22 protein-coding genes are annotated in these 22,749 nt (G+C 65.8%); 10 read left to right on the top strand and 12 right to left on the bottom strand.

The window, feature by feature from the left end; translation table 11 throughout:
• Positions 1-43 precede the first annotated feature (43 nt).
• The 7 genes from hcaE (at position 44) to LDO29_RS18495 (ending at position 6,044) form a co-directional block, all read left to right on the top strand.
• On the top strand, positions 44-1,399 hold the full coding sequence (gene hcaE, locus LDO29_RS18525; RefSeq protein WP_224081258.1) for a 3-phenylpropionate/cinnamic acid dioxygenase subunit alpha: 1,356 nt from the start codon (positions 44-46) through the stop codon (positions 1,397-1,399).
• Positions 1,396-1,938, top strand: a complete 543-nt coding sequence (gene hcaF, locus LDO29_RS18520; protein WP_224081257.1) for a 3-phenylpropionate/cinnamic acid dioxygenase subunit beta — start codon at positions 1,396-1,398, stop codon at positions 1,936-1,938. The genes hcaE and hcaF overlap by 4 nt, the downstream gene beginning before the upstream one ends.
• Positions 1,939-1,940: 2 nt before the next feature.
• Positions 1,941-2,261, top strand: coding sequence for a 3-phenylpropionate/cinnamic acid dioxygenase ferredoxin subunit (gene hcaC / locus LDO29_RS18515; RefSeq protein WP_224081256.1), 321 nt, complete (start codon positions 1,941-1,943; stop codon positions 2,259-2,261).
• Entirely contained in the window at positions 2,258-3,079 is an 822-nt protein-coding gene (hcaB, locus tag LDO29_RS18510; protein ID WP_290369600.1) for a 3-phenylpropionate-dihydrodiol/cinnamic acid-dihydrodiol dehydrogenase, read from the top strand. The genes hcaC and hcaB overlap by 4 nt, the downstream gene beginning before the upstream one ends.
• Before the next feature lie 16 nt (positions 3,080-3,095).
• Complete coding sequence (gene hcaD, locus LDO29_RS18505; RefSeq protein ID WP_224081255.1) at positions 3,096-4,319, top strand: 3-phenylpropionate/cinnamic acid dioxygenase ferredoxin--NAD(+) reductase subunit; 1,224 nt, start codon at positions 3,096-3,098, stop codon at positions 4,317-4,319.
• 279 nt (positions 4,320-4,598) lie between these two features.
• Positions 4,599-5,576, top strand: coding sequence for an NAD(P)H-dependent flavin oxidoreductase (locus LDO29_RS18500; protein ID WP_224081254.1), 978 nt, complete (start codon positions 4,599-4,601; stop codon positions 5,574-5,576).
• Positions 5,577-5,675: 99 nt separating this feature from the next.
• Positions 5,676-6,044, top strand: coding sequence for a YbaN family protein (locus LDO29_RS18495; protein ID WP_224081372.1), 369 nt, complete (start codon positions 5,676-5,678; stop codon positions 6,042-6,044).
• A 17-nt stretch (positions 6,045-6,061) separates the two neighbouring features.
• Here the strand turns inward: LDO29_RS18495 and LDO29_RS18490 are convergent, their stop codons facing one another.
• The 7 genes from LDO29_RS18490 to LDO29_RS18460 form a co-directional block, all read right to left on the bottom strand.
• Positions 6,062-7,312: a phenylacetate--CoA ligase family protein gene (locus LDO29_RS18490; RefSeq protein ID WP_224081371.1), complete on the bottom strand. Its 1,251-nt coding sequence runs from the start codon at positions 7,310-7,312 to the stop codon at positions 6,062-6,064.
• A 156-nt stretch (positions 7,313-7,468) separates the two neighbouring features.
• Entirely contained in the window at positions 7,469-8,284 is an 816-nt protein-coding gene (locus LDO29_RS18485; RefSeq protein WP_224081253.1) for an ABC transporter ATP-binding protein, read from the bottom strand.
• 110 nt (positions 8,285-8,394) lie between these two features.
• Positions 8,395-9,732 carry an ABC transporter substrate-binding protein gene (locus LDO29_RS18480; protein WP_224081252.1) on the bottom strand — a complete coding sequence of 446 codons (1,338 nt, stop codon included), beginning with the start codon at positions 9,730-9,732 and terminating at the stop codon, positions 8,395-8,397.
• 84 nt (positions 9,733-9,816) lie between these two features.
• Positions 9,817-10,893, bottom strand: coding sequence for a branched-chain amino acid ABC transporter permease (locus tag LDO29_RS18475; RefSeq protein ID WP_224081251.1), 1,077 nt, complete (start codon positions 10,891-10,893; stop codon positions 9,817-9,819).
• Positions 10,894-10,999: 106 nt separating this feature from the next.
• Positions 11,000-11,914 (bottom strand): branched-chain amino acid ABC transporter permease, encoded by a 915-nt coding sequence (locus LDO29_RS18470; protein ID WP_224081250.1) that lies wholly within the window; start codon positions 11,912-11,914, stop codon positions 11,000-11,002.
• A 134-nt stretch (positions 11,915-12,048) separates the two neighbouring features.
• On the bottom strand, positions 12,049-13,041 hold the full coding sequence (locus LDO29_RS18465) for an ABC transporter ATP-binding protein (RefSeq protein ID WP_224081249.1): 993 nt from the start codon (positions 13,039-13,041) through the stop codon (positions 12,049-12,051).
• Between the two features lie 16 nt (positions 13,042-13,057).
• The gene (locus LDO29_RS18460; RefSeq protein ID WP_224081248.1) at positions 13,058-15,016 is read right to left on the bottom strand and encodes an AMP-dependent synthetase/ligase; all 1,959 of its coding nucleotides are present in this window, start codon (positions 15,014-15,016) and stop codon (positions 13,058-13,060) included.
• Between the two features lie 250 nt (positions 15,017-15,266).
• On the opposite strand from LDO29_RS18460, the gene LDO29_RS18455 reads away from it, so the two are divergent.
• The 3 genes from LDO29_RS18455 to LDO29_RS18445 are packed head-to-tail and all read left to right on the top strand — an operon-like array spanning position 15,267 to position 17,045.
• On the top strand, positions 15,267-15,935 hold the full coding sequence (locus tag LDO29_RS18455; RefSeq protein ID WP_224081247.1) for a Crp/Fnr family transcriptional regulator: 669 nt from the start codon (positions 15,267-15,269) through the stop codon (positions 15,933-15,935).
• A gap of 4 nt (positions 15,936-15,939) precedes the next feature.
• Positions 15,940-16,368: a DUF3293 domain-containing protein gene (locus tag LDO29_RS18450; RefSeq protein ID WP_224081246.1), complete on the top strand. Its 429-nt coding sequence runs from the start codon at positions 15,940-15,942 to the stop codon at positions 16,366-16,368.
• A 53-nt stretch (positions 16,369-16,421) separates the two neighbouring features.
• A complete protein-coding gene (locus tag LDO29_RS18445) occupies positions 16,422-17,045 on the top strand; it encodes a DUF2459 domain-containing protein (RefSeq protein ID WP_224081245.1) in 624 nt (207 codons plus the stop codon).
• Positions 17,046-17,059: 14 nt separating this feature from the next.
• On the opposite strand, the gene LDO29_RS18440 is transcribed toward LDO29_RS18445, so the two are convergent.
• The 5 genes from LDO29_RS18440 to icmF form a co-directional block, all read right to left on the bottom strand.
• Positions 17,060-17,215: a hypothetical protein gene (locus tag LDO29_RS18440; protein ID WP_224081244.1), complete on the bottom strand. Its 156-nt coding sequence runs from the start codon at positions 17,213-17,215 to the stop codon at positions 17,060-17,062.
• Between the two features lie 80 nt (positions 17,216-17,295).
• On the bottom strand, positions 17,296-17,670 hold the full coding sequence (locus LDO29_RS18435; protein WP_224081243.1) for a hypothetical protein: 375 nt from the start codon (positions 17,668-17,670) through the stop codon (positions 17,296-17,298).
• 220 nt (positions 17,671-17,890) lie between these two features.
• The gene (locus LDO29_RS18430) at positions 17,891-18,745 is read right to left on the bottom strand and encodes a 3-hydroxybutyryl-CoA dehydrogenase (RefSeq protein WP_224081242.1); all 855 of its coding nucleotides are present in this window, start codon (positions 18,743-18,745) and stop codon (positions 17,891-17,893) included.
• Positions 18,746-18,791: 46 nt separating this feature from the next.
• Positions 18,792-19,229: an HIT family protein gene (locus LDO29_RS18425; RefSeq protein ID WP_224081241.1), complete on the bottom strand. Its 438-nt coding sequence runs from the start codon at positions 19,227-19,229 to the stop codon at positions 18,792-18,794.
• A gap of 123 nt (positions 19,230-19,352) precedes the next feature.
• Positions 19,353-22,634, bottom strand: coding sequence for a fused isobutyryl-CoA mutase/GTPase IcmF (icmF, locus tag LDO29_RS18420; RefSeq protein WP_224081240.1), 3,282 nt, complete (start codon positions 22,632-22,634; stop codon positions 19,353-19,355).
• Positions 22,635-22,749: the final 115 nt, after the last annotated feature.

Here is a 22,749-nt window from a genome sequence, read left to right as displayed (position 1 = left end):
TGCGGAAGTTCCCGCCACGGGACGCCAACCACAAGGAGACACCATGACCGCAAACATCGACTTCGATGCGCTGGTGGACGCGCGCAATGGCCGCGTCGCGTCATCCATCTACACCGACCCCGACATCTACGAACTGGAGCTGGAACGGATCTTCGGCCGTTGCTGGCTGTTCCTCGCGCACGTCAGCCAGATCCCCAAGGCCGGCGATTTCTTCAACACCTACATGGGCGAAGACCCGGTGGTGGTGGTGCGCCAGAAGGACGGCTCGATCAAGGCCTTCCTCAACCAGTGCCGGCACCGTTCGATGCGCGTGAGCTTTGCCGATTCCGGCAATACGCGCGCCTTCACCTGCCCGTACCACGGCTGGTCCTATGGCGTGGATGGCGCGCTGATCGAGGTCCCGCTTGAGCCGCGCGCATATCCGCACGGCCTGTGCAAGGAGAAATGGGGCCTGCAGGAAGTCACGCGCGTGGCGGTGTACAAGGGCCTGGTGTTCGGCAACTGGGACGCAGCGGCGCCGGATCTTGAGACGTACATGGGCGATATCGCCTGGTATCTCGACGGCGTACTCGATCGCCGCGAAGGCGGCACCGAGATCATCGGCGGCGTGCACAAGTGGGTGATCGACTGCAACTGGAAGTTCCCCGCCGAACAGTTCGCCAGCGACCAGTACCACGCACTGTTCTCGCACGCATCAGCGGTGCAGGTGCTGGGCGCAAAGGACGGCAGCGAAGACAAGGCGCTGGGCGCCGGCCAGACCGCGCGCCCCGTGTGGGAGACGGCGAAAGACGCGCTGCAGTATGGCCAGGCCGGCCACGGCAGCGGCTTCTTCTTCACCGAGCAGCCCGATGCGAACGTGTGGGTCGACGGCGCGGTGTCCCAGTATTTCCGAGACACGTACCCGGAAGCCGAAGCGCGGCTCGGCAAGGTTCGCGCACTGCGGCTGGCCGGCCACAACAACCTGTTCCCGACCCTGTCGTGGCTCAACGGCACCGCGACGCTGCGCGTGTGGCATCCGCGCGGCCCCAACCAGGTCGAGGTATGGGCGTTCTGCATTGCCGACAAGGACGCATCCGCCGACGTGAAGGCGGCGTTCGAGCGCAGCGCGACGCGCGCGTTCGGCCCGGCCGGCTTCCTGGAGCAGGACGACTCAGAGAACTGGGTGGAGGTGCAGAAGGTACTGCGCGGCTCGCGCGCGAAGAAGACGCGCCTGTGCCTGGAAATGGGGCTCGGCAACGAGCGCGTGCGCGACGACGGCATTCCCGGCATGACCAACTACATCTTCTCCGAGACCGCCGCGCGCGGCATGTACCGGCGCTGGGCCGACCTGCTGATGTCGGACACCTGGGACGAAGTGCAGGCGCGCACCGCGCAGTACGAAGCGGAGGTGCTGGCATGAACGCCGCCACCGAAGCCCGCCGGTTCGCCATCCCGCTCGAACTCCATCATGAGGTTATGCAGTTCCTCTATCACGAGGCCGCATTGCTCGACGACTGGCAGTTCCGCGACTGGCTCGCGCTGATGTCGGCAGACATCCGGTACACCATGCGCACCACCGTCAACGCGCAGACGCGCGACCGCCGCCGCGGCGTGCAGCCGCCGACCACGTGGATCTTCAATGACACGCATGCCCAGCTCGAACGCCGCATTGCCCGGCTCGAGACCGGCATGGCCTGGGCCGAAGAGCCGCCGTCGCGGACGCGGCACATCATCGCGAACGTGCAGGTGCAGCCTGCCGACGCCGCGGACGAGTACGAGGTTCGCCTGAGCTACCTGCTGTACCGCTCGCAGAAGGAGCGCGATGAAACCTTCTACGTCGGCAGCCGCATCGACCATGTGCGCCGCGTATCCGGCCCCGCCGGCTGGCAGGTCTGCCGCCGCGAGATCACGCTCGACCAGGCGGTGCTGTCGTCCCACAACCTCAGTGTGCTTTTCTGATCATGACCCGTATTTTTGTGTGCCAGGACGAAGCCCTGTCCGACGGCGAAGCCATCAAGGTCGATGGCCCAGAAGCGGCCATCGCCGTGTTCCGCAGCGGCGGCGAACTCTATGCGCTGAACGACCGCTGCAGCCACGGCAATGCCTCGATGTCCGAAGGCTACGTGGAGGATGACGCCACTGTGGAATGCCCGCTGCATGCGGCACGCTTCTGCCTGAAGACCGGTACCGCGCTGTGCCAGCCGGCCACCGAGCCGCTGCGGACCTTCCCGGTCACGCTGGTCGACGGGGCCGTCTATGTCGACGTGCAGGAGGCGGCATGATGCGCCCGCGCTGGCTTGAAGACCAGGTGGCCCTGATCACGGGCGGCGGCTCGGGGCTGGGCCTGGCGCTGGTCGAGCGCTTTCTCGACGAGGGCGCGCGCGTGGCCGTGCTGGAGCGCTCGGCCGAAAAGGTCGCCGCGCTGCGCGAGCGCTTCGGCGCGGGCGTGGTTGCGGTCCAGGGTGACGTGACCTCCTACGCCGACAACGAGCGCGTAGTGTCCACCGCACTGGAGGCCTTCGGCAGGCTCGACACCTTCATCGGCAACGCGGCCGTCTGGGATCACGCGTCCACGCTCGTCGACCTGTCGCCCGAGCAGCTCGACAGCGGGTTCGGCGAACTGTTCTCGATCAACGTGAAGGGGTATCTGCTCGGCGCCAAGGCGGCGTCGCGGGCATTGATCGCGTCCGAAGGCAGCATGATCTTCACGCTATCGAACTCTTCGTTCTACCCGGGCGGCGGCGGTCCGCTCTATACCGCGAGCAAGCACGCGGCGGTCGGGGTGATCCGGCAGCTTGCGTACGAACTCGCACCCAAGGTCCGCGTCAACGGTGTAGGCCCGTGCGGCATGGCCAGCGACCTGCGCGGGCCTGCTGCGCTGGGGCAGGACGAACTGCGCATCATGGACTCGCGCACGCCGCAGGCCATTGCCAGCATCCTGCCGCTGCAGTTCTTTCCCGAGCCGTCGGATTTCACCGGCCCGTTCGTGCTGCTGGCGTCGCGCGCGAACAACCGCGTGCTGAGCGGCGTGATGATCAATGCCGATGCGGGGCTCGGCATTCGCGGCATCCGCCACGCGGCGGGCGGCCTGCACCTGTAACCGGAGGCGAAGCGCCATGACGGCTTCCACCATCGTCATCGTCGGCGCCGGACAGGCCGGCGCAGTCGCGGCCGCCGAGCTGCGGCAACAGGGCTTCGCGGGCCGGGTCGTGCTGATCGGCGAAGAGCCGCACGTCCCGTACGAGCGCCCGCCGCTTTCGAAGGACGTCCTGCTGCAGCCGGACACTGCCCGCTGCGCGATTCACCCCGACGGCTTCTACGCCCAGCACGACATCGAGCTGCGGCTCGGCATGGCCGTGGCGTCGATCGACAAGGACGTGCGCACCGTCACGCTCGGCAACGGCGAGACGATCGCATTCGACAGCCTGCTGCTGGCCACCGGCGCACGCGTGCGCCGGCTGCCGATGCTGGATGCGCTCGGCGATGGCGTCCACACGCTGCGCACGCTCGACGACGCGCGCCGGCTGCTGCCGGTGCTGCGGCCCGGCCAGCGCGTGCTGCTGGTCGGCGCAGGCGTGATCGGGCTGGAACTGGCATCGAGCGCTACCGACCTTGGCGCGCAGGTGACGGTGATCGAGCAGGCGCCGCTTGCGATGATGCGCTGCTCGCCGCCTGTATTGAACAGCAATCTGTGCGACGTTCATCGCGCGCGTGGCGTGGTGCTGCATCTTGGCGTACCGATTGCGCAGGCAGCGCGCGAAGACGGCGGCATCGTCCTGACGCTGCAGGACGGCACGCGCATCGCCGGCGACGCCGTGGTCTATGGCATCGGCGTCGAGCCGGAGACCACGCTTGCGCGCGCGGCCGGCCTTGCCGTCGACAACGGCATCGTGGTCGACGCGCAATGCCGCACCTCGCATCCGCATATCTATGCGGCGGGCGACGTGGCCTGCCAATGGCATGCGGACAGCGGACGGTACGTGCGCCGCGAGACGTGGGAGAACGCGAACCAGCAGGCCGTGACGGCCGCGCGTGCGATGCTGGGCGTGGCGCCAGCCGAGTCCGCCGCGCCGTGGTTCTGGACTGACCAGTGCGGTCTCAATATCCAGTTTGCGGGTGATCCCACTGCGGCGGAATGGATCGTGCGCGGAGCGCTGGACCAGCCGCCGTGCATGCTGTTCGGGCTCGACGCCGAGGGCACGCTGACCGCGGCGATTGCGGTCAACCAGGGGCGCGAGATTCGCAATGCGAAGACCTTGATTGGGAAGCGTGCGCGCATTGCACGCGATGTGCTGGGTGATCCTGCGCAGAATTTGCGTATGTTGGCGCGGGATGTCTGAAGGGTTTTGAGAGCGGCTGGATGGATTGGGTATCGTGCTTGGCAGACGCCGCTGTTTCGCCGGCTACGCCGGCGAAACAGCCACGCCTGCCAAGAACGCCAATTCAATTCGAACCACAAGAGATCCGCCGGCTAAGCCGGCAAAACAACAGCGCCTGCCAAGCCCAACAAAATATCGTAGATTGACGCCTCTATCCCCCCCTTTAATAAAATCCCTATAATCCGAACGACCGTTCATTTCAGGGCGCCACCGGCGCCCGCAAGTGGTTCAGGAGACACCATGCCCGCCGCCCGACAACTGCCCCAGGCGCTGCAAAACCTGGCTCTTCCCATCATTGCCTCCCCGATGTTCATCGTCAGCTACCCGGAACTGGTGCTGGCGCAGTGCAAGGCCGGCATCGTCGGCTCGTTCCCGGCGCTGAATGCCCGCCCGGCCGAACTGCTCGATGAATGGCTCACGCAGATGCAGGAGGAACTGGCCAGCTTCACAGCGGCCAATCCCGGCAAGCCGGTCGGCCCGATCGCGGTGAACCAGATCGTGCATGCGTCAAACGCTCGGCTCGAACACGACGTGAAGGTCTGCGTGGACCACAAGGTGCCGATCTTCATCACCTCGCTGCGCGCGCCGGTCAAGGAGATGATCGACGCCGTGCACAGCTATGGCGGCATCGTGCTGCACGACGTGATCAGCCTGCGCCATGCCGAGAAGGCGCTGGAAGCCGGCGTGGACGGCCTGATCCTGGTGGCGGCAGGCGCCGGCGGCCATGCCGGCACACTGTCGCCGTTCGCACTGGTGGGCGAGGTACGCAAGATCTTCGACGGCCCGATCGCACTGTCGGGCTCAATTGCCACCGGCGACGCGGTGCTGGCCGCGCAGGCCATGGGGGCCGACTTCGCCTACGTGGGCACGCGCTTCATCGCCTCGCAGGAAGCGCACGCCAGCGAGTCGTACAAGCAGTCGATCACCGACTCGGCCGCCGCGGACATCATCTACACCAACCTGTTCACGGGCGTGCATGGCAACTACATCCGCGAAAGCATCCTGGGTGCCGGCCTCGACCCGGAAAACCTGCCGGTGGCCGACAAGACCAAGATGGATTTTTCGAGCGGCAGCTCCAAGGCCAAGGCGTGGAAGGACATCTGGGGCGCCGGGCAAGGCGTGGGCCAGATCCACGACATCCCGCCCGCCGGCGAGATCATCGCGCGCATGAAGGCCGAGTACGACGCCGCCAAGGCGCGACTGGGCATCGCGCGCTAAGCCTGATTCCTGCCGTTGCAGTCCCAGCGCCGCGACTCCCCTCCCCCGAACCTCGCTGCCGCGGTCGAACTGAGCCGCCGGCAGCGGCTGCTGCGTGCGATGTGGGTAACGTTCGGGGCGTTGAGCCTGCTGCTCGGGATCATCGGCATCTTCCTGCCGGTGCTGCCCACCACGCCGTTCGTGCTGCTGGCCGCGGCCTGCTTCGCGCGCGGCTCGGAGCGTTTCCACGGCTGGCTGATCGAGCATCCGCGCTTCGGCCCGCTGGTCAGCGACTGGCAGCGCCATCACAGCATTCCGCTGCGCGCCAAGTGCCTGGCGCTGGTGATGATGTGGACGTCGATGGGCGCCACGGCGTGGCTGATGCGCGCGCGGCCGCTGGCGTCGGCGGCGCTGATTGCATGCGCGGCGGCGGTGAGCATCTGGATGCTGCGGTTGCCCACACGGCCGCCGGGCGGGCACGGCAACTAGTCCGCCGCGTCAGTCCGCTAGTCGTAGCGGCGCGCGTCCTCGATCAGCTTGCCGTCCTGCGGCAATGAGCCCGTCGGCACGAACGCCACCTCGCCGCGCAGGCGCATCACTTCCCGCAACGACTCCGCCACGGCCTGCTTCAGTCCGTCGTCGTCGCGCGCGGTATCGCAATGCAGCGTCATCACGTCCGCGCCCATGGTGCCGGTCACGACCAGCCGCGCGGCGCGGATTTCCGGATGGCGGCGCAGCACGTCGGCCACCTGGCCCGGATGCACGAACATGCCCTTGACCTTGGTAGTCTGGTCTGCGCGCCCCAGCCAGCCCTTGAGGCGGATATTGGTGCGCCCGCATGGGCTGGCACGGCGCGAGGAATCGGTGACGATGGCCGACAGGTCGCCAGTGCCGAAGCGGATCAGCGGATAGTCGCCGTTGCCGAGCACGGTCACCACCACCTCGCCCGTCTCCCCTTCCGGCATCGGCCGCGTGCCCCCTGGCTCGACGATCTCGACCAGCACGCCTTCGTCCACGACCCAGCCGTCGCCGCCTTCGGTTTCATAGGCGATGAGACCGAGATCGGCCGTGCCGTACATCTGCTGCACGCGAATGCCGCGCTCCTGGAACCAGCCGCGCAGCGATGGCGGCAGCGCCTCGCCCGACACCAGCGCCTTGGACAGGCTGTGGCACGGCGTGCCCATTTCCGCGCCGCGTTCCAGCAGCAGCTTGAGGAAGGACGGCGTGCCCGCATAGGCGGACGGCTGGAGGCTGGCCAGCGCCTGTACCTGTGACTCCGTTTGGCCGACACCCGCCGGAAATACGCAGCAGCCCAGCCTGTGCGCGCCGGTTTCCATCATCATCCCGGCCGGCGTGAAGTGGTAGGAGAACGTGTTGTAGACCAGCTCGCCCGAGCGGAACCCTGCCGCGAACATGGCGCGCGCGATGCGCCACCAGTCGGCGTCGTGGCCGTCCGGTTCGTGGATCGGACCCGGCGACTGGAAGACATGGCGCAGGCCGCCGATTGGCGTGGCGTTGAGCCCGCCGAGCGGGGGCATGGCCTTTTGCCGCACGGTCAGGTCCGATTTGCGCGTGACCGGCAGCGCGGCCAGTGCTTCGCGCGAGGTCAGTGCGGCCGGGTCCACGTCACGCAGCGCCTCGGCGAAGTACGGCGCATGTGCGCGGGCATGCGCGACCTGGCGCGACAGCGCGGCAAGCAGCGCCTGCTCACGGACGTCCGGCGCACGGGTTTCGAGCGAATCGAAGTATTCGGGCATGGTTTGGAATTTCAATCGGTAGCGTGTCAACCTGGTGATGGTCGAAATCGACCACCGTCATTCCCGCGCAGGCGGGAATCCAGCGTCTTTCACGTTCCCCTTGCGGTGGAAAAGTCACTGGGTCCCCGCCTGCGCGGGGACGACGAGCAAACGGGCCTATGCCAGCCAGCGCTTCCTTCGGCGATAGCTCTTCACATCCCGGAACGACTTGCGCTCCCCGCCGTCAGCATCGTTGGCGGCCACGCCAAGGTAGAACTCCTTGACGTCCTCGTTGGTGCGCAGCGACTCGGCGTCGCCATCCATCACCACGCGGCCGTTCTCGAGGATGTAGCCGTAGTCGGCATAGCGCAGCGCCACCATGGTGTTCTGCTCGGCCAGCAGGAAGCTGACCTTCTCGCGCGTGTTCAGGTCGCGCACGATCTCGAAGATCTCCTCGACGATCTGCGGCGCCAGGCCCATCGACGGCTCGTCCAGCAGGATCATCGCGGGCTTGGCCATCATGGCCCGGCCGATCGCGCACATCTGCTGCTCGCCGCCCGAGGTGTAGCCCGCCTGCGACTTGCGGCGCGTCTTCAGGCGCGGGAAGTAGGCGTAGATCTTCTCGAGTTCGTCGCGCGTCTCGCCACGCGACAGGCCGCGCGTGTAGGCACCGGTCAGCAGGTTCTCCTCGATGGTGAGGTGGGCGAAGCAGTGACGGCCCTCCATCACCTGGATCACGCCGCGCCTGACCAGGTCGTTCGGCGTGAGCTGGTCGACACGGTCGCCGCGATATTCGATCGAGCCCTTGGTGACGTCGCCGCGCTCCGCGTGCAGCAGGTTGGAGATGGCCTTGAGCGTCGTGGTCTTGCCGGCGCCGTTGGCCCCCAGCAGGGCCACGATCTTGCCCTCCGGCACTTCGAGCGACACGCCCTTGAGCACCAGGATCACGTGATCGTAGATGACTTCGATGTTGTTGACGGAGAGGAGGGTCATGGTACGGCTCGTGTTGGCATTGCGGTAACTCGGGACTTCACGTTGCATTCGGTTGTCTCCCCTCTCCCGCAAGCGGGTGAGGGGAGACAACCGTCAGAACACAGACAGCATCACGACTTCATGCACCCCGGCGTGATCCCCTTCTCCTTCGCATACTGCGCGGCGGTCGCCTTGAACAGCGGGTGGATCAGGTTCTTGTTGCCTTCGATCCAGTCGGACACCACGACCCACTTGGTGCCATCCCATTGCTGGATCTTCACCTTGCCCGAGCCCTCGTGGTTCTCGCAGCTCGTCTTGATCTCCGGCAGCAGGCCGGTGGCGCCAAGCTGCTGCAGGCGCGCGTTGGTCAGGTTCAGGTTCTCGAACGCCCAGCGCATCTGGTCGCCGGTCATCGGCTTGCCCTTGCCGAACTTCGCCTGCGCCACGCGGATGGCTTCCACGGTCACGACGGCAGCCGAAACGCCACGGTTGTAGAGCACGGAACCGACCTTGTTCTTGTCCTGCATATTGCCCTTGCCCGCGCCGTACACCACCTTGTCGATATCGGCGATCAGCGGCACACTGCGGCCGGCCACGTTCCAGGTGGCGCTCATATAGCCCTTGGAAGCCTCGCCGGCCGGCACGGTGTCTTCTTCCGAACCCGCCCACCAGGAGCCGATCATCTTGTCACGCGGGAAGCCCACCTTTTGCGCGGCCTTCAGCGCGGTCTGGTTCATCACGCCCCAGCCCCAGAAGATCACGTAGTCCGGGTTCTCCTGGCGGATCTTCAGCCACTGCGCGCCCTGTTCATTGCCGGGATGCGCGACCGGGATCTCGACCAGGTTGAACTTGCCGAGCTTCGCTTCGGCCTGCAGCGCCACGATCGGCTCCTTGCCATAGGCGGAGTCGTGATACAGGTAGACGATCTTCTTGCCGGCCAGCGAGCCGCCGCTCTTGCCCGCGAGGTACTTCACGATGGCCGACACCTGCATCTGGTACGTCGTCACGAGCGGGAAGGCATAGGGGAAGACCGAGCCGTCCACCGCATCCGTGCGGCCGTAGCCCATCATCACGAGCGGCACCTTGTCGGAGGCGGTCTTGTCGACCAGCGCGTAGGAGATGCCCGTCGACATCGCGTGGTAGGCGGTGCCCTTGGTGGTGGCGTTCTTCGACTTCAGGCGCTCATAGCACTCCACGCCCTTGGCGTTGTTGTACTCGGTCTCGCATTCTTCCCAGCTCAGCTTGACGCCGTTGACGCCGCCATCCTTCAGGTTGACGTAGTTCAGGTAGTCGATGAAGCCGCCATACCAGGACTGCCCGTTGGCGCCATACGGGCCCACACGGTAGCTGGGCAGCGCCACGAACTGCTCGTTGGCCTGCGCCAGCGCGGTTGCCGCCGGCGCCATCAGCGCGGCCGCGGCACTCACGGCCAGCACGGCACGCTGCACATTGCGAATCAGGGTTGTCATGACAGTCTCCTTCACCTTGGCAGGTGCGTTTGTTATGGGGTACCCGTTTGATCGAAAAGCTACACCAGAAAGCGGTTGATACGATTAGTGCGGGAACGGCCACAGCCTCAGCTTCTCCTTGGCGATCTGCCAGAGCCGCGCGAGTCCGTGCGGCTCCACGATCAGGAAGAAGATGATCAGGCCGCCGAACACCATCAGCTGGATGTGCGACACCGTGGCATTCGTGAACGGCAGGTGCAGCAGCGATGCGAGCGGCGGCAGCACGTTGTCCAGGAAGATCGGCAGCAGCAGGATGAACGCCGCACCCAGGAAAGAACCCAGGATGCTGCCCACGCCGCCGATGATGATCATGAACAGCACGCGGAACGACAGGTCCAGCGAGAAGCCGTCCGGTTCGACCGAGCCGAGGTAGCAGAACGCGTACAGCGCACCGGCCACGCCGCAGTAGAACGAGCTCACCGCAAAGGCCAGCAGCTTGGTGCGCATCAGCGGGATGCCGATCACCTCGGCCGCCACGTCCATGTCGCGCACCGACATCCACGCACGGCCGGTAGCCGAACGCACGAGGTTCTTGGCGATCAGTGCGAGCACCGTGACGAGGGTCAGCACGAACAGGTACTTCTTCACCGGTGTGTCGATCGCGATGCCGAACAAGTCCAACCGCTGCGCCGTGATCACGCCCGACGAGCTGTTGTTGGAGAACCAGGGGAACTTGGTCAGCGCCCACACCACGAAAAACTGCGCAGCCAGCGTCGCCACCGCCAGGTAGAAGCCCTTGATGCGCAGCGACGGCAGGCCGAACGCCACCCCGACCACGGCGGCAGACAGGCCTGCGAGAATGAACGTGAGCAGCACCGGGAGCCCTTCGATGCGCAACTGGAAGTTATAGGCGGCATAGGCACCCACTGCCATGAAGGCCGCCGTGCCCAGCGACAACTGCCCGGCATAGCCCGTCAGGATGTTCAGGCCCAGCGCGGCCAGCGCAAAGATCAGGAACGGGATCAGGATGGCCGAGAACCAGTATTCCGACCCGACGAACGGAATCACCAGGAAGGCCACCGCCATCAGCACAGCAAAGCCGATGCGGTCCTGGCGGATGGGGAAGATCTGGCTGTCGGCAACGTAGCTCGTCTTGAACTGGCCGGCTTCACGATAGAACATCTTTGTCTCCTTCCTGCTCGTCGCTCCCGCGAAGGCGGGAGCCCAGCGGCTTTGATGCGTTGGCGGTAAAAGTCACTGGGTTCCCGCCTTCGCGGGAACGACGGGCTTAAACGCGGTCGATATGCTTTTCACCAAACAAGCCTTCGGGCCTGACCAGCAGGAACAGCAGCGCGAAGACATACGGGAACCAGCCTTCGATGCCGCCGAAGTTGCCGCCGAACGCCGACTGGAACACCGGCGGGATGTAGATCTCGGCAAGCTTCTCCGACGCGCCGATGATCAGGCCGCCAACGATGGCGCCCGGCACCGAAGTAAAGCCACCGAGGATCAGCACCGGCAGCGCCTTCAGCGCGGTCAGCGTCAGTGCGAACTGCACGCCATTGCGCGAGCCCCACAGCATGCCGGCCACCAGCGCGACAAAGCCCGCCACGCCCCACACGATCGCCCAGATGTGCTGCAGCGGAATGCCCAGCGACAGCGCGGCCTGGTGGTCGTCGGCGACGGCACGCAGCGCGCGGCCCACCTTGGTGTACTGGAAGAACAGGGCCAGCGAGCCTACCAGCACGCCCGCGATCGCGGCGGCGGCGATATCGAACTTGGAGAGGACAATGTTGAAACGCGTCAGGATCGCCTCGATCGGCTCGTCGACGATGCCGAGGTTGATCGGGCGCACTTCGTTGCCGAACAACAGCGGCCCCAGCCCTTCCAGGAAGAACGACAGGCCGATGGTGGCCATGAACAGCGTGATGGGCGGCTGGTTGACCAGCTTGCGCAGCACGAAGCGCTCGGTGCTCATGCCCACGATGATCATCACAACGAAGGCGCCGATCACGGCGGCCCACATCGGCAAGCCCTTGTCCATCAGGCCCACCACGGCCAGCGCGGCGAAGTAGACCATCGCGCCCTGCGCGAAGTTGAACACGCCCGAGGCCTTGTAGATCAGCACGAAGCCCAGCGCCACCAGCGAGTACATCAGGCCCGACAGCAGGCCGCCGAGCAGGATTTCAATGAAGAACGTCATGGTTCATTCCCACCATCGGTTTCAACTTCGTCGTCCCCGCGAAAGCGGGGACCCAGCGTCTCTTGCTTTCGCCTTTCGGGAAGGGAACGCGAAAGACGCTGGATTCCCGCCTACGCGGGAATGACGGTGGCTAATCAGTGCGACGTGCCCAAATACGCCTTGATCACGTCCGGATTCCCCTTCACCTCGTCCGGCGTGCCATCACCGATCTTCTTGCCGTAATCCAGCACCACCACGCGGTCCGAGATATCCATCACCACGCCCATGTCGTGCTCGATCAGCACGATGGTGGTGCCGAACTGCCGGTTCACGTCCAGAATGAAGCGGCACATGTCCTGCTTCTCTTCCACGTTCATGCCGGCCATCGGTTCGTCCAGCAGCAGCATCGACGGCTCGGCCGCGAGCGCGCGCGCCAGTTCCACGCGCTTTTGCAGGCCGTACGGCAGGCGCCCGACCGGCGTCTTGCGGATCGACTGGATCTCCAGGAAGTCAATCACCTCTTCCACCTTCTGCCGGTGCCGCATCTCCTCGTTGCGCGCCGGGCCCCACCACAGCGCATGCGCCAGGAAGCCGGTGCGGAACTGCGTGTTGCGGCCGGTCATGATGTTGTCCAGCACCGTCATGCCCTTGAACAGCGCGATGTTCTGGAACGTACGGGCAATGCCTTGCCGCGCGGCGGCGGTCGGATGCATCTGGCGGCGTTCCTCGCCGCGGAACACGATGCGCCCCTGCTGCGGGTGGTACACGCCGTTGATCACGTTCAGCATCGAGCTCTTGCCCGCGCCGTTCGGTCCGATGATGGCGCGGATCTCGTGCTCGCACACATCGAACGAGATATCGGTCAGCGCCTTCACGCCGCCGAACGACAGCGAGATGTGCTGCAGGTCCAGGATCACCTCGCCGCCGGTGCGTGCCTGCTCATGCGTCTGCTGCGATTGCTGCGCACCGGTCTGCAGGCCCATGTCGGCCAGCGGCGCGCCAGGCGCCATCGGGCCGCTCGGCGCAATGGCCCCGCCGCCGGGAATGGCACCTGATGCATCCGTGCGCGCCATGCCGCTCCATTCGGGTTGTCCGCCGCGCTGCCCCGCGGGCACGCGGTCCGTTCCTTGCCAGGCCACTTGCGTCATGCTCTTGCTCCCCTGCTCACGCCGCACGTGCCGACGGCGGCAGGCGTTTGGCATCCACCAGCTTCAGCGTGGCCGACACGCTGCCCTCGCGACCGTCCTCGAACTTGACGCGCGTCTCGATGAACTGCTCGGTCTTGCCCGCATACAGCGCATCGACCAGCACGCCATACTTTTCCGCGATGAAGCCGCGCCGCACCTTGCGCGTGCGCGTCAGCTCGTCATCATCCGGGTCCAGCTCCTTGTGCAGGATCAGGAAGCGCGCGACCTGCGAGCCGGCCAGCATGGCATCGTTGGCCAGGTCGGCATTCACCTGCTCGACGCATTCGCCGATCATCGCGATCACGTCGGGCTGGCCAGCCAGGTCGATGTAGCCCGCATACGGCAGGTGGCGGCGCTCTGCCCAGTTGCCCACCGCATCGAAGTCGATGTTGATGAACGCGCAGACCTGGTCGCGGCCGGTACCGAAGGCCACCGCTTCCTTGATGTACGGGAAGAACTTGAGCTTGTTCTCGATGTACTTGGGCGCGAACATCGAGCCGTCGGCAAGCTTGCCCACATCCTTGGCACGGTCGATGATCTTCAGGTGGCCGTCGGCGTCGATCACGCCGGCGTCGCCTGTCATGAAGTAACCCTCGTCGTTGATGGCCTCTCGCGTGGCATCGTCGCGCTTGTAGTAGGACTTGAGCAGCCCCACGCCGCGCACCAGCACCTCGCCGTTCTCGGCGATGCGGATTTCCATGCCCGGCGCTGCAGGGCCAACGGAATCGAACTTCACATGGCCGTCCGGCTGCAGGCAGACATAGGCGCAGGTCTCGGTCTGGCCATAGAACTGCTTGAGGTTCACGCCGATCGAGCGGTAGAAGCGGAACAGGTCCGGGCCGATGGCCTCGCCCGCGGTATAGCCCACGCGGATGCGGCTCATGCCGAGCACGTTGCGCAGCGGACCGTAGACCAGCAGCTCGCCAGCAGCATGGCGCACGCGGTCGGCCAGGCCCACCGGCTTGCCGTCGAGGATGTCGGCACCGCAGCGCCGCGCCACGCCCATGGCCCAGTGGAACAGCTTGCGCTTGACCCAGCCCGCGTCTTCCATGCGGATCATCACCTGCGTCAGCAGGCCTTCATAGATGCGCGGCGGCGCGAAGTAGTAGGTCGGGCCGATCTCGCGCAGGTCCGTCATCACGGTTTCGCGCGATTCCGGGCAGTTCACGGTGAAGCCCGCCACCATGGCCTGCGCGTAAGAGAACAGGTTGTCGCCGACCCACGCCATCGGCAGGTAGGACAGTACATCGTCCTTCGCCGTCAGGCCATCGAAGCGGCATCCGTTCTGCGCGGAGCCGATCAGGCCACGGTGCGCGTGGCACACGCCCTTGGGCTTGCCGGTGGTGCCCGACGTGTAGAGGATGATGGCCGTGTCCTCGGGCGAGCCCGCGGCAATCGCCTCGTCGTAGAAGCCCGGATGCGCCTGGTCATATTCGCGGCCGATCTCCTGCAGGCGCTGGTACGACATCAGCGACGGATGATCGTAGTCGCGCAGCCCGCGCGGGTCTTCGTAGATGACGTGGTGCACGCGGCGGCCGGATTCGGCAAGCTGCGCTTCGACTTCGAGCAGCTTGTCCACCTGCTCCTGGTCTTCGACGATGGCGAAGTCGATCTCCGCATCGTTGAGCACATAGACCATTTCATTGGCAATGGCGTCCTGGTACAGCGGCACCGGCACGCCGCCCAGTGCCTGGGCCGCGGTCATGGCCCAGTACAGGCGCGGGCGGTTGTCGCCGACCACCGCCAGGTTCATGCCGCGCGTGAAGCCCAAAGCAGCGAGCCCGCATGCGAGCGCCCGAACCTCCTGTGCCGCCTGTGACCAACTGTATGTCTGCCAGATGCCGAGATCCTTTTCGCGATAGGCCGGATGCGCCGGGCGTAGCCGGGCGTGCTCCAGCAGCAGTCGCGGGAAGGTCGTCGCCGACGATTCCTGCATCGCTGTCTCCTGTCCCTCCGCCGTGGGGATCCACGCGCGGTGTCAAGCGCCGGTCCGGGTCGTTATACTTGGCCTGTTTTGCCTGGCGGCAGTCATGCCGCAGCGCATCAAGCCCGTCGTGCCTTGTTTGCTGACTTGTCTTGCGGCACTTGCCGGCTCCGTGGTGATCGTAAGATAGCCGATGCCTTCCCCCCGGGTTGTCACGCCGGTGACAATTCCGGGTTAATCCCTACAGGATCCTTTTCAGGCCATGCTGAACGATTTCGTCGACCGCTGCGTATGGGCCGCGGACCTCAGTCCGGAGCAGCGTGATCGCGTCCGCCGCGCGATGTTCGTGCACGAGTACACGCAGGGCGACTACGTCTGCCACAAGGGCGACATGGCCGAGCACTGGATGGGCGTGCTCGAAGGCATCGTCAAGATCACTACCGTGTCGCCATCCGGCAAGTCCGTCACCTTCACCGGCGTGCCGACCGGCGGCTGGTTCGGCGAAGGCGCGGTGCTCAAGTCGGAGATCCGCAAGTACGACGTGATGGCGTTGCGCCGCTCGACCATCGCGTTCCTGCCGCGCGAGACGTTTCTGTGGTTGCTGGATACCAGCCTGCCGTTCACGCGCTTCCTGCTCACGCAGTTCAACGAGCGGCTCGGCCAGTTCATCGCCGCGGTGGAGTACGAGCGCCTGCTCGACATCGACTCGCGCGTGGCCCGCGCGGTGTCGTCGCTGTTCAATGAGCATCTCTATCCTGGCATCGGCAAAACGCTGGAGATCTCTCAGGAAGAAATTGGCCTGCTCGCCGGCATCTCGCGCCAGCGCGCCAACCAGGCGCTCAAGGTGCTCGAACAGCAGGGCCTGGTGCGGGTGGACTATGGCGTAATCGAAGTGCTGGACCTGGACGGGCTCCGCCAGTACGGCGAGTGACACCATGCCAGCGCGCTCCGCGATCGATGACGCCACGCTGCGGGCCTATCGCGAGACCGAGTATCGCGTGCATGGCGAGGCGCCGCTCACCCTGAAGGTCGATCAGCGCAGCGCGCCGCTGGCTGCGTTGCATGCGCGCCTGCATGTGGCATCGAGCGCGTTCATCACCGCGGCGAATCCATTCAGCCAGCCATGCGATGCATCGCACAACGACGCGCGGCAGCAGGCGTTGGCCGATGAACTCGCGCAACTCGGCTTTTCGGCCATCCCGGGCATCGGCCAGCATCCGGACAACGGCTGGCCGGGCGAGCCCAGCTTCCTGGTACTTGGTATATCGCTCGACACTGCCAGCGCACTTGGCACGAAATATGGCCAGAACGCCATCGTCTGGAGCGGTGCCGATGCCGTGCCGCGGCTGATCCTGCTGCACTGAACGTGCGCCGTGCCTTCCCTCTTGCCTGCCGCCTGCTGAGCTGCGCAGCCGCATTGGGAGCCGCCTCGTGCGCGCCGCTGCCGCCGGCGCCATCCACCACACCGGCCGTTCCGGCTGCCGCCATGATCGACGTGGTGGCGCGCGACTGGCACACCGATATCTGCCTGCGCAGCGAGGACGCGGACCCGGGCGTGCGCAGCCTCGCCAGCGGATTCGAGGATGTGCGCTATCTCTGCTTCAGCTTCGGCGACCGGTCCTACGTGGTCCGGCGCAATCATGGGATCGGAACCATGTTGCTGGCGCTGGTGCCAGGGCGCGGCGTCGTGCTGATGACAGCGCTGCGCGCGCCGCCAGCCGATGCATTTGGAACCGAGCATGTGGTCCGCCTGGCAGTCGGCAAGGCCGGGCTTGAAGGATTGCGGGCCTATTTGCGCAATGCCGTGCAAAGGAATGCGGACGGCAGCGCCATATCGCTTGGCGCCGGCCCCTATGAAGGCGGCGCTTACCTGTCGGCAACGGCCGCCTATAGCCTGCTCTACACGTGCAATACGTGGACGGCCGACGCGTTGCGCCACGCCGGGCTGCCGCTGGCACCGATCGCGGCGTTTGCGGAGGACGTCATGGTGCAGGTGAGGCGGATCGCCGTGGAGCAGTCAGCTTCGGGGCGGGCGCCCTGAACGCTGCCGGATGACTAGTAGCACGGCGCCTGCGGACACGTGACCGTGGTACCTGACGACGGTCTCGCCGCCGCGTTGTTGGCGGGAGGATTGGGGTCGCTGCTGCTGACAGAAACGCAGCCAGCGAGCGACAGGGTCAGGAGCAGGACAGCCAGACAGGTTCTTTGCATTGCCGTCTCCGGTGGTGAGTTCCGCATTGAGAGTTATAGCTGAAACGGCACCAAAGGCTGTCCCGCCGATTACGCGGACATCAATCGTCGTGATGGTGGCGGCCATGGCCATGACCATAGCCATGGCCACGGCCGTGGCCATACCATTCGTTGCGGCCCCACCAGCGCCGGCCGTCCCAGTAGCGGTCGCCGTGCCAGCCGATCACCATGGCGGGCGCGACCACGACCGGCGCCGGACCGTAGGCCACAGGCGGGGGACCGTAGACGACGGGCGGCGGTGGCGCCACATAAACCGGTGGCGGTGGCGCCACGTAGACGGGGGCCGGGGCCGGTGCTACATAGACCGGCGCGGGCACCCCAATACTGACGCCGACATCGACCCGGGCCATGGCCGGGCTGGCTGCCGCCAGCGACAGCGCGCCAAGCGTAAGGGCAGCAAAAACGGGGCGGATCATCTCATTCCTCTTTAGTCTTGAATCCATGATTCACTCTAACGCGGCAGTCGCGTAACGGGTGACGGGGAATTGTTTCTGCATATGAATCCGTGTAAGCGGCTTTCGCGCCGCGCCGCCGGGGCCCGAATTCACGTCAAAAACAAACCGGCCGCCTGAATGGCGGCCGGCGATTACTGCACATGGAGCGTTGCGTCACAGCAACGCGCGTGAGCCGTAAGAATTACTTGCTGTAGACGTACACCCCACGACCAGTCTTGCGGCCCAGGTAACCAGCAGCCACCATCTCGCGCATCAGCATGGCCGGGCGGTATTTCGGATCGGCAAATTCCGTGTACAGCACTTCCATCACGGCCAGCATGGTGTCCAGGCCGATCATGTCGGCCAGCGCCAGCGGCCCGATCGGGTGATTGCAGCCGAGCTTCATGCCTTCATCGATTTCTTCCGGCGACGCCAGGCCTTCGCCCAGCACGCAGAAGGCCTCGTTGATCATCGGGCACAGGATGCGGTTGACCACGAAGCCCGGGCTGTTCTTCACGGTGATCGGGTACTTGCCCAGTTCCTTGGCCAGCGCCTCGACGTCGGCGTGGGCGGCGTCGCTGGTCTGCAGGCCGCGGATCAGTTCCACCAGGGCCATCACCGGCACCGGATTGAAGAAGTGCATGCCGATGAAGCGGTCGGCGCGGCTGGTCACGGCGGCCAGCTTGGTGATCGAGATCGACGAGGTGTTCGAAGCGATGATCACGTTCTCGCCAACGATGCCGTCGATCTGCTTGAGAATCTTGACCTTCAGGTCATAGTTCTCGGTGGCGGCCTCGATCACGATGTCGGTCTTCTTCAGGTCCTCATATGCGGTGGAGCCGTGGATGCGCGCGAGCGCGGCGGCCTTGTCGGCTTCGCTGATCTTGTCCTTCTTGATCAGGCGGTCCAGGCTGCCGGCGACGGTGGCGATGCCCTTCTGCACCGCTGCGTCGCTGATGTCCACCATCACCACGTCCAGGCCGACTACCGCGCAGGCCTGTGCGATGCCATTGCCCATGGTGCCGGCACCGACGATGCCCACTGTCCTGATTGCCATCTCTTTCTTCCTCGTTTCTGGTTAGGTATTCGTTGTCCGTGGCCGCTCATTCAGCCTGCTCGCGCAGCGCAGCGATGATGCGCTCGGCGTGGCCCTTGAGCAGGTCCGGGTCCTGCATGTCGCGTGCATGGCCGCGCAGCGTCTGGTCGGCATAGCGCGGCACGATATGGAAATGCACGTGCGGCACGGTCTGGCCGGCCGCGGCGCCGTTGAACTGGCCGATGGAAATCCCGTCCGGCCGGAAGGCCTGGCGCACCGCGCGCGCCACGCGCTGGGTGGCGCGGATGGCGGCCTGGGCGCCGGCCTCCGACAGGTCGAACAGGTTGACCGCGGCTTCCTTGGGCACTACAAGGGTATGGCCGTCGGATTGCGGCATGATGTCCATGAAGGCGATGGTGTCGTCGTCCTCATAGACCTTGATGCACGGCATTTCGCCACGCAGGATCTTCGCAAAAACGTTGTTCGTGTCGTACTGGCTGTTCATGATCGGTTGCGGCGGTCGTTCCGGAGTCCGGCGGAGCCTTCGAGTTTAACGCACGGGGGCCGCCGTGGCCGTGACAGCCACCCGCCGCCGCCCGATTTCAGGCCCGGTTTCCTGTCTCTTGTTTCACATATTGCGGCGGTACTGGCCCCCCACCTCGAACAGCGCGTGCGTAATCTGCCCGAGGGAGCACACGCGCACCGCGTCCATCAGCACCGCGAACACGTTCTCGTTGTCGATCACGGCCTGGCGCAGCCGCTGCAGCATGGCGGGCGCCTCGTCCGCATGCGCCTGCTGGAACGCGGCCAGGCGGTCGAGCTGGCTCTGCTTCTCGGCTTCGCTGGAGCGCGCCAGTTCCAGCTTTCGTGGAATCGGGTCGCCTTCCGGATTGCGGAACGTGTTCACGCCGATGATCGGCAGCGTGCCGTCGTGCTTGCGCTGCTCGTAGTACAGCGACTCCTCCTGGATCTTGCCGCGCTGGTAGCCGGTTTCCATCGCGCCAAGCACGCCGCCGCGCTCGGCGATGCGCTCGAACTCCTGCAGCACGGCTTCTTCCACCAGGTCGGTCAGTTCCTCGATCAGGAAACTGCCCTGGTTGGGGTTCTCGCATTTGGCCACACCCCATTCGCGGTTGATGATCAGCTGGATCGCCAGCGCGCGGCGCACCGATTCGCCGGTAGGCGTGGTGATGGCTTCGTCGTACGCATTGGTGTGGAGCGAGTTGCAGTTGTCGTAGATCGCGATCAGCGCCTGCAGCGTGGTGCGGACATCGTTGAAGTCGATCTCCTGCGCGTGCAGCGAACGGCCCGAGGTCTGGATGTGGTACTTGAGCTTCTGGCTGCGCTCGTTGGCGCCGTACTTGTCGCGCATCGTCACCGCCCAGATGCGGCGCGCGACGCGGCCCAGCACGCTGTACTCCGGGTCCATGCCGTTCGAGAAGAAGAACGACAGGTTGGGCGCGAAATCGTCGATATGCATGCCGCGCGCGAGGTACGCCTCCACGTAGGTGAAGCCGTTGGCGAGCGTGAAGGCGAGCTGCGAGATCGGGTTCGCGCCGGCCTCGGCGATGTGGTAGCCCGAGATCGACACCGAGTAGAAGTTGCGCACCTGGTGATGCACGAAGTACTCGGCGATGTCGCCCATCACCTTGAGCGAGAACTCGGTCGAGAAGATGCAGGTGTTCTGGCCCTGGTCTTCCTTGAGGATATCGGCCTGCACCGTGCCGCGCACGTTCTGCAGCACCCACGTGCGGACCTTCGCCTCTTCATCGGCGGTCGGCTCGCGGCCGTTGTCCGCGCGGAACTTGTCGAGCTGCTGGTCGATGGCGGTGTTCATGAACATCGCCAGGATGGTCGGCGCCGGGCCGTTGATGGTCATCGATACCGAGGTGCTCGGGCTGGTCAGGTCGAAGCCGTCGTACAGCACCTTCATGTCGTCGAGCGTGGCGATCGATACGCCGGAATTGCCGACCTTGCCGTAGATATCCGGTCGCAGGTGCGGGTCTTCGCCATACAGCGTGACCGAATCGAACGCCGTGGACAGGCGCTTGGCCTCCATGCCCTCCGATACCAGCTTGAAGCGCCGGTTGGTGCGGAAGGCATCGCCCTCGCCGGCAAACATGCGGGTCGGGTCTTCGTTCTCGCGCTTGAACGCGAACACGCCGGCGGTGTAAGGGAAGCTGCCGGGCACGTTCTCGCGCATCAGCCACTTCAGGATCTCGCCATCGTCCTCGAAACGCGGCAGCACCACCTTGTGCACCTTGGTGCCGGACAGCGTGGTGGTCACCAGCCGCGTGCGCAGTTCCTTGTCGCGGATCTTCACCACATAGTCGTCGCCGCTATAGGCCTGCTGCATCTGCGGCCACATGGCCAGCAGCTTGCGCTCCAGCGCGCCGAGCGCGGCGTCGCGCTCCGCGGCGAGGTTGTCCAGCGCAGCCACGCCCTCGCCCTGCGCTTGCGCGAGCATGCGGCTGCACGCGCGCAACTGCTGGCGCTCGCGCGCGATGCGGCTCTGTTCCGCCACGCGCTGATGGTAGCCGCGCAGCGTATCGGCCAGCTCCGCGAGGTAGCGGCTGCGCTGCGGCGGCACGATGACGTTCTGCCCCGTGGAAATGCGGCCGGTCAGCGCCGGCAGCGTGCCCGCTTGCAGCCTCAGTCCCTTCGCGGCCAGCGCCTCGCGCAGGCCCTGGTACAGCATGGTCACGCCGTCATCGTTGAAGCGCGAAGCCTGCGTGCCGTACACGGGCATGTCCTCGGGCTTGCCATGCCATTGCTCGCGGTTACGTTGCACCTGCTTGGCCACGTCGCGCCAGGCATCCTGCGCGCCCTTACGATCGAACTTATTGATCGCGACGAAGTCGGCGAAGTCGAGCATGTCGATCTTCTCGAGCTGGCTCGCGGCGCCGAATTCGGGCGTCATCACATAGAGCGACAGGTCCACGTGCGGCACGATGGCGGCATCGCCCTGGCCGATGCCGGAAGTCTCCACCACCACCAGGTCGAACCCGGCCACCTTGCACGCAGCGATGACATCGGGCAGCGCCTGCGAGATCTCGCTGCCTGCCTCGCGCGTGGCCAGCGAGCGCATGAAGATGTTCGGGTGGTTGATCGCATTCATGCGGATGCGGTCGCCCAGCAGCGCGCCGCCGGACTTGCGCCGCGACGGGTCGATCGAGATCACCGCGATGCGCAGCGTGTCCTGCTGGTCCAGGCGGATGCGGCGGATCAGTTCGTCGGTCAGCGACGACTTGCCGGCGCCGCCGGTACCGGTGATGCCGAGCACGGCCACCCTGGCCTTGCCAGCCTGCGCATGCAGGTCCGCCACCAGCCCCGGATCGGCCTTGCCGTTCTCCAGCGCGGTAATGAGTTGCGCCAGCGCGCGGCGATCGCCAGCAGTCACGGTGTCGAGCATCGTCGGTGCATAGCGGCTCAGGTCGATATCGCAGCGCTGCACCATGTCGGCAATCATGCCGGCCAGGCCCATGCGCTGGCCGTCCTCCGGGCTGAAGATGCGAGCGACGCCGTAGGCCTGCAGCTCGCGGATCTCGTCCGGCACGATCACGCCGCCGCCGCCGCCGAAGACCTGAATGTGCTCGCCTCCCTTCTCGCGCAGCAGATCGACCATGTACTTGAAGTACTCGACATGCCCGCCCTGGTAGCTGGAAATGGCAATGCCCTGCGCGTCTTCCTGCAGCGCGGCGGTCACCACCTCGTTGACTGAGCGGTTGTGGCCAAGGTGGATCACCTCGCAGCCCTGGGACTGCAGGATGCGCCGCATGATGTTGATCGAGGCGTCGTGGCCGTCGAACAGCGAAGCCGCCGTGACGAAACGCACCTTGTTGACGGGGCCGCGCGCCGGGGCCTGAGGCGCGTCGCGACGGACATCGCGCACATCGGAAAGGTCGGTCATTGTCTCCACCGCTCGCTGGTATGGGCTGGCGGCCGCTTGCCGGCCTTGTGCGCCGATCTGGTGTCGGCTGGGCCGTGCATGCGGGCGTGGTCCCCGGCTGGCACGACGGGGGCCA

The organism is Cupriavidus laharis, from assembly GCF_914271435.1.
GTDB classification, from domain to species: domain Bacteria; phylum Pseudomonadota; class Gammaproteobacteria; order Burkholderiales; family Burkholderiaceae; genus Cupriavidus; species Cupriavidus laharis.
The sequence above is the reverse complement of the archived record's forward strand: the minus strand, read 5'-3'. Positions and strand labels throughout refer to the sequence as shown.

What these genes read in the sequence shown, in the direction of transcription:
- LDO29_RS18480 (WP_224081252.1), bottom strand. Translation starts at nt 9,732, where the DNA reads ATGACAACCCTGATTCGCAATGTGCAGCGTGCCGTGCTGGCCGTGAGT.
- LDO29_RS18455 (WP_224081247.1), top strand. Translation starts at nt 15,267, where the DNA reads ATGCTGAACGATTTCGTCGACCGCTGCGTATGGGCCGCGGACCTCAGT.
- LDO29_RS18450 (WP_224081246.1), top strand. Translation starts at nt 15,940, where the DNA reads ATGCCAGCGCGCTCCGCGATCGATGACGCCACGCTGCGGGCCTATCGC.
- LDO29_RS18485 (WP_224081253.1), bottom strand. Translation starts at nt 8,284, where the DNA reads ATGACCCTCCTCTCCGTCAACAACATCGAAGTCATCTACGATCACGTG.
- LDO29_RS18465 (WP_224081249.1), bottom strand. Translation starts at nt 13,041, where the DNA reads ATGACGCAAGTGGCCTGGCAAGGAACGGACCGCGTGCCCGCGGGGCAG.
- hcaF (WP_224081257.1), top strand. Translation starts at nt 1,396, where the DNA reads ATGAACGCCGCCACCGAAGCCCGCCGGTTCGCCATCCCGCTCGAACTC.
- LDO29_RS18460 (WP_224081248.1), bottom strand. Translation starts at nt 15,016, where the DNA reads ATGCAGGAATCGTCGGCGACGACCTTCCCGCGACTGCTGCTGGAGCAC.
- hcaB (WP_290369600.1), top strand. Translation starts at nt 2,258, where the DNA reads ATGATGCGCCCGCGCTGGCTTGAAGACCAGGTGGCCCTGATCACGGGC.
- LDO29_RS18430 (WP_224081242.1), bottom strand. Translation starts at nt 18,745, where the DNA reads ATGGCAATCAGGACAGTGGGCATCGTCGGTGCCGGCACCATGGGCAAT.
- LDO29_RS18440 (WP_224081244.1), bottom strand. Translation starts at nt 17,215, where the DNA reads ATGCAAAGAACCTGTCTGGCTGTCCTGCTCCTGACCCTGTCGCTCGCT.
- hcaD (WP_224081255.1), top strand. Translation starts at nt 3,096, where the DNA reads ATGACGGCTTCCACCATCGTCATCGTCGGCGCCGGACAGGCCGGCGCA.
- LDO29_RS18490 (WP_224081371.1), bottom strand. Translation starts at nt 7,312, where the DNA reads ATGCCCGAATACTTCGATTCGCTCGAAACCCGTGCGCCGGACGTCCGT.
- hcaE (WP_224081258.1), top strand. Translation starts at nt 44, where the DNA reads ATGACCGCAAACATCGACTTCGATGCGCTGGTGGACGCGCGCAATGGC.
- icmF (WP_224081240.1), bottom strand. Translation starts at nt 22,634, where the DNA reads ATGACCGACCTTTCCGATGTGCGCGATGTCCGTCGCGACGCGCCTCAG.
- LDO29_RS18500 (WP_224081254.1), top strand. Translation starts at nt 4,599, where the DNA reads ATGCCCGCCGCCCGACAACTGCCCCAGGCGCTGCAAAACCTGGCTCTT.
- LDO29_RS18435 (WP_224081243.1), bottom strand. Translation starts at nt 17,670, where the DNA reads ATGATCCGCCCCGTTTTTGCTGCCCTTACGCTTGGCGCGCTGTCGCTG.
- hcaC (WP_224081256.1), top strand. Translation starts at nt 1,941, where the DNA reads ATGACCCGTATTTTTGTGTGCCAGGACGAAGCCCTGTCCGACGGCGAA.
- LDO29_RS18495 (WP_224081372.1), top strand. Translation starts at nt 5,676, where the DNA reads ATGTGGGTAACGTTCGGGGCGTTGAGCCTGCTGCTCGGGATCATCGGC.
- LDO29_RS18475 (WP_224081251.1), bottom strand. Translation starts at nt 10,893, where the DNA reads ATGTTCTATCGTGAAGCCGGCCAGTTCAAGACGAGCTACGTTGCCGAC.
- LDO29_RS18470 (WP_224081250.1), bottom strand. Translation starts at nt 11,914, where the DNA reads ATGACGTTCTTCATTGAAATCCTGCTCGGCGGCCTGCTGTCGGGCCTG.
- LDO29_RS18425 (WP_224081241.1), bottom strand. Translation starts at nt 19,229, where the DNA reads ATGAACAGCCAGTACGACACGAACAACGTTTTTGCGAAGATCCTGCGT.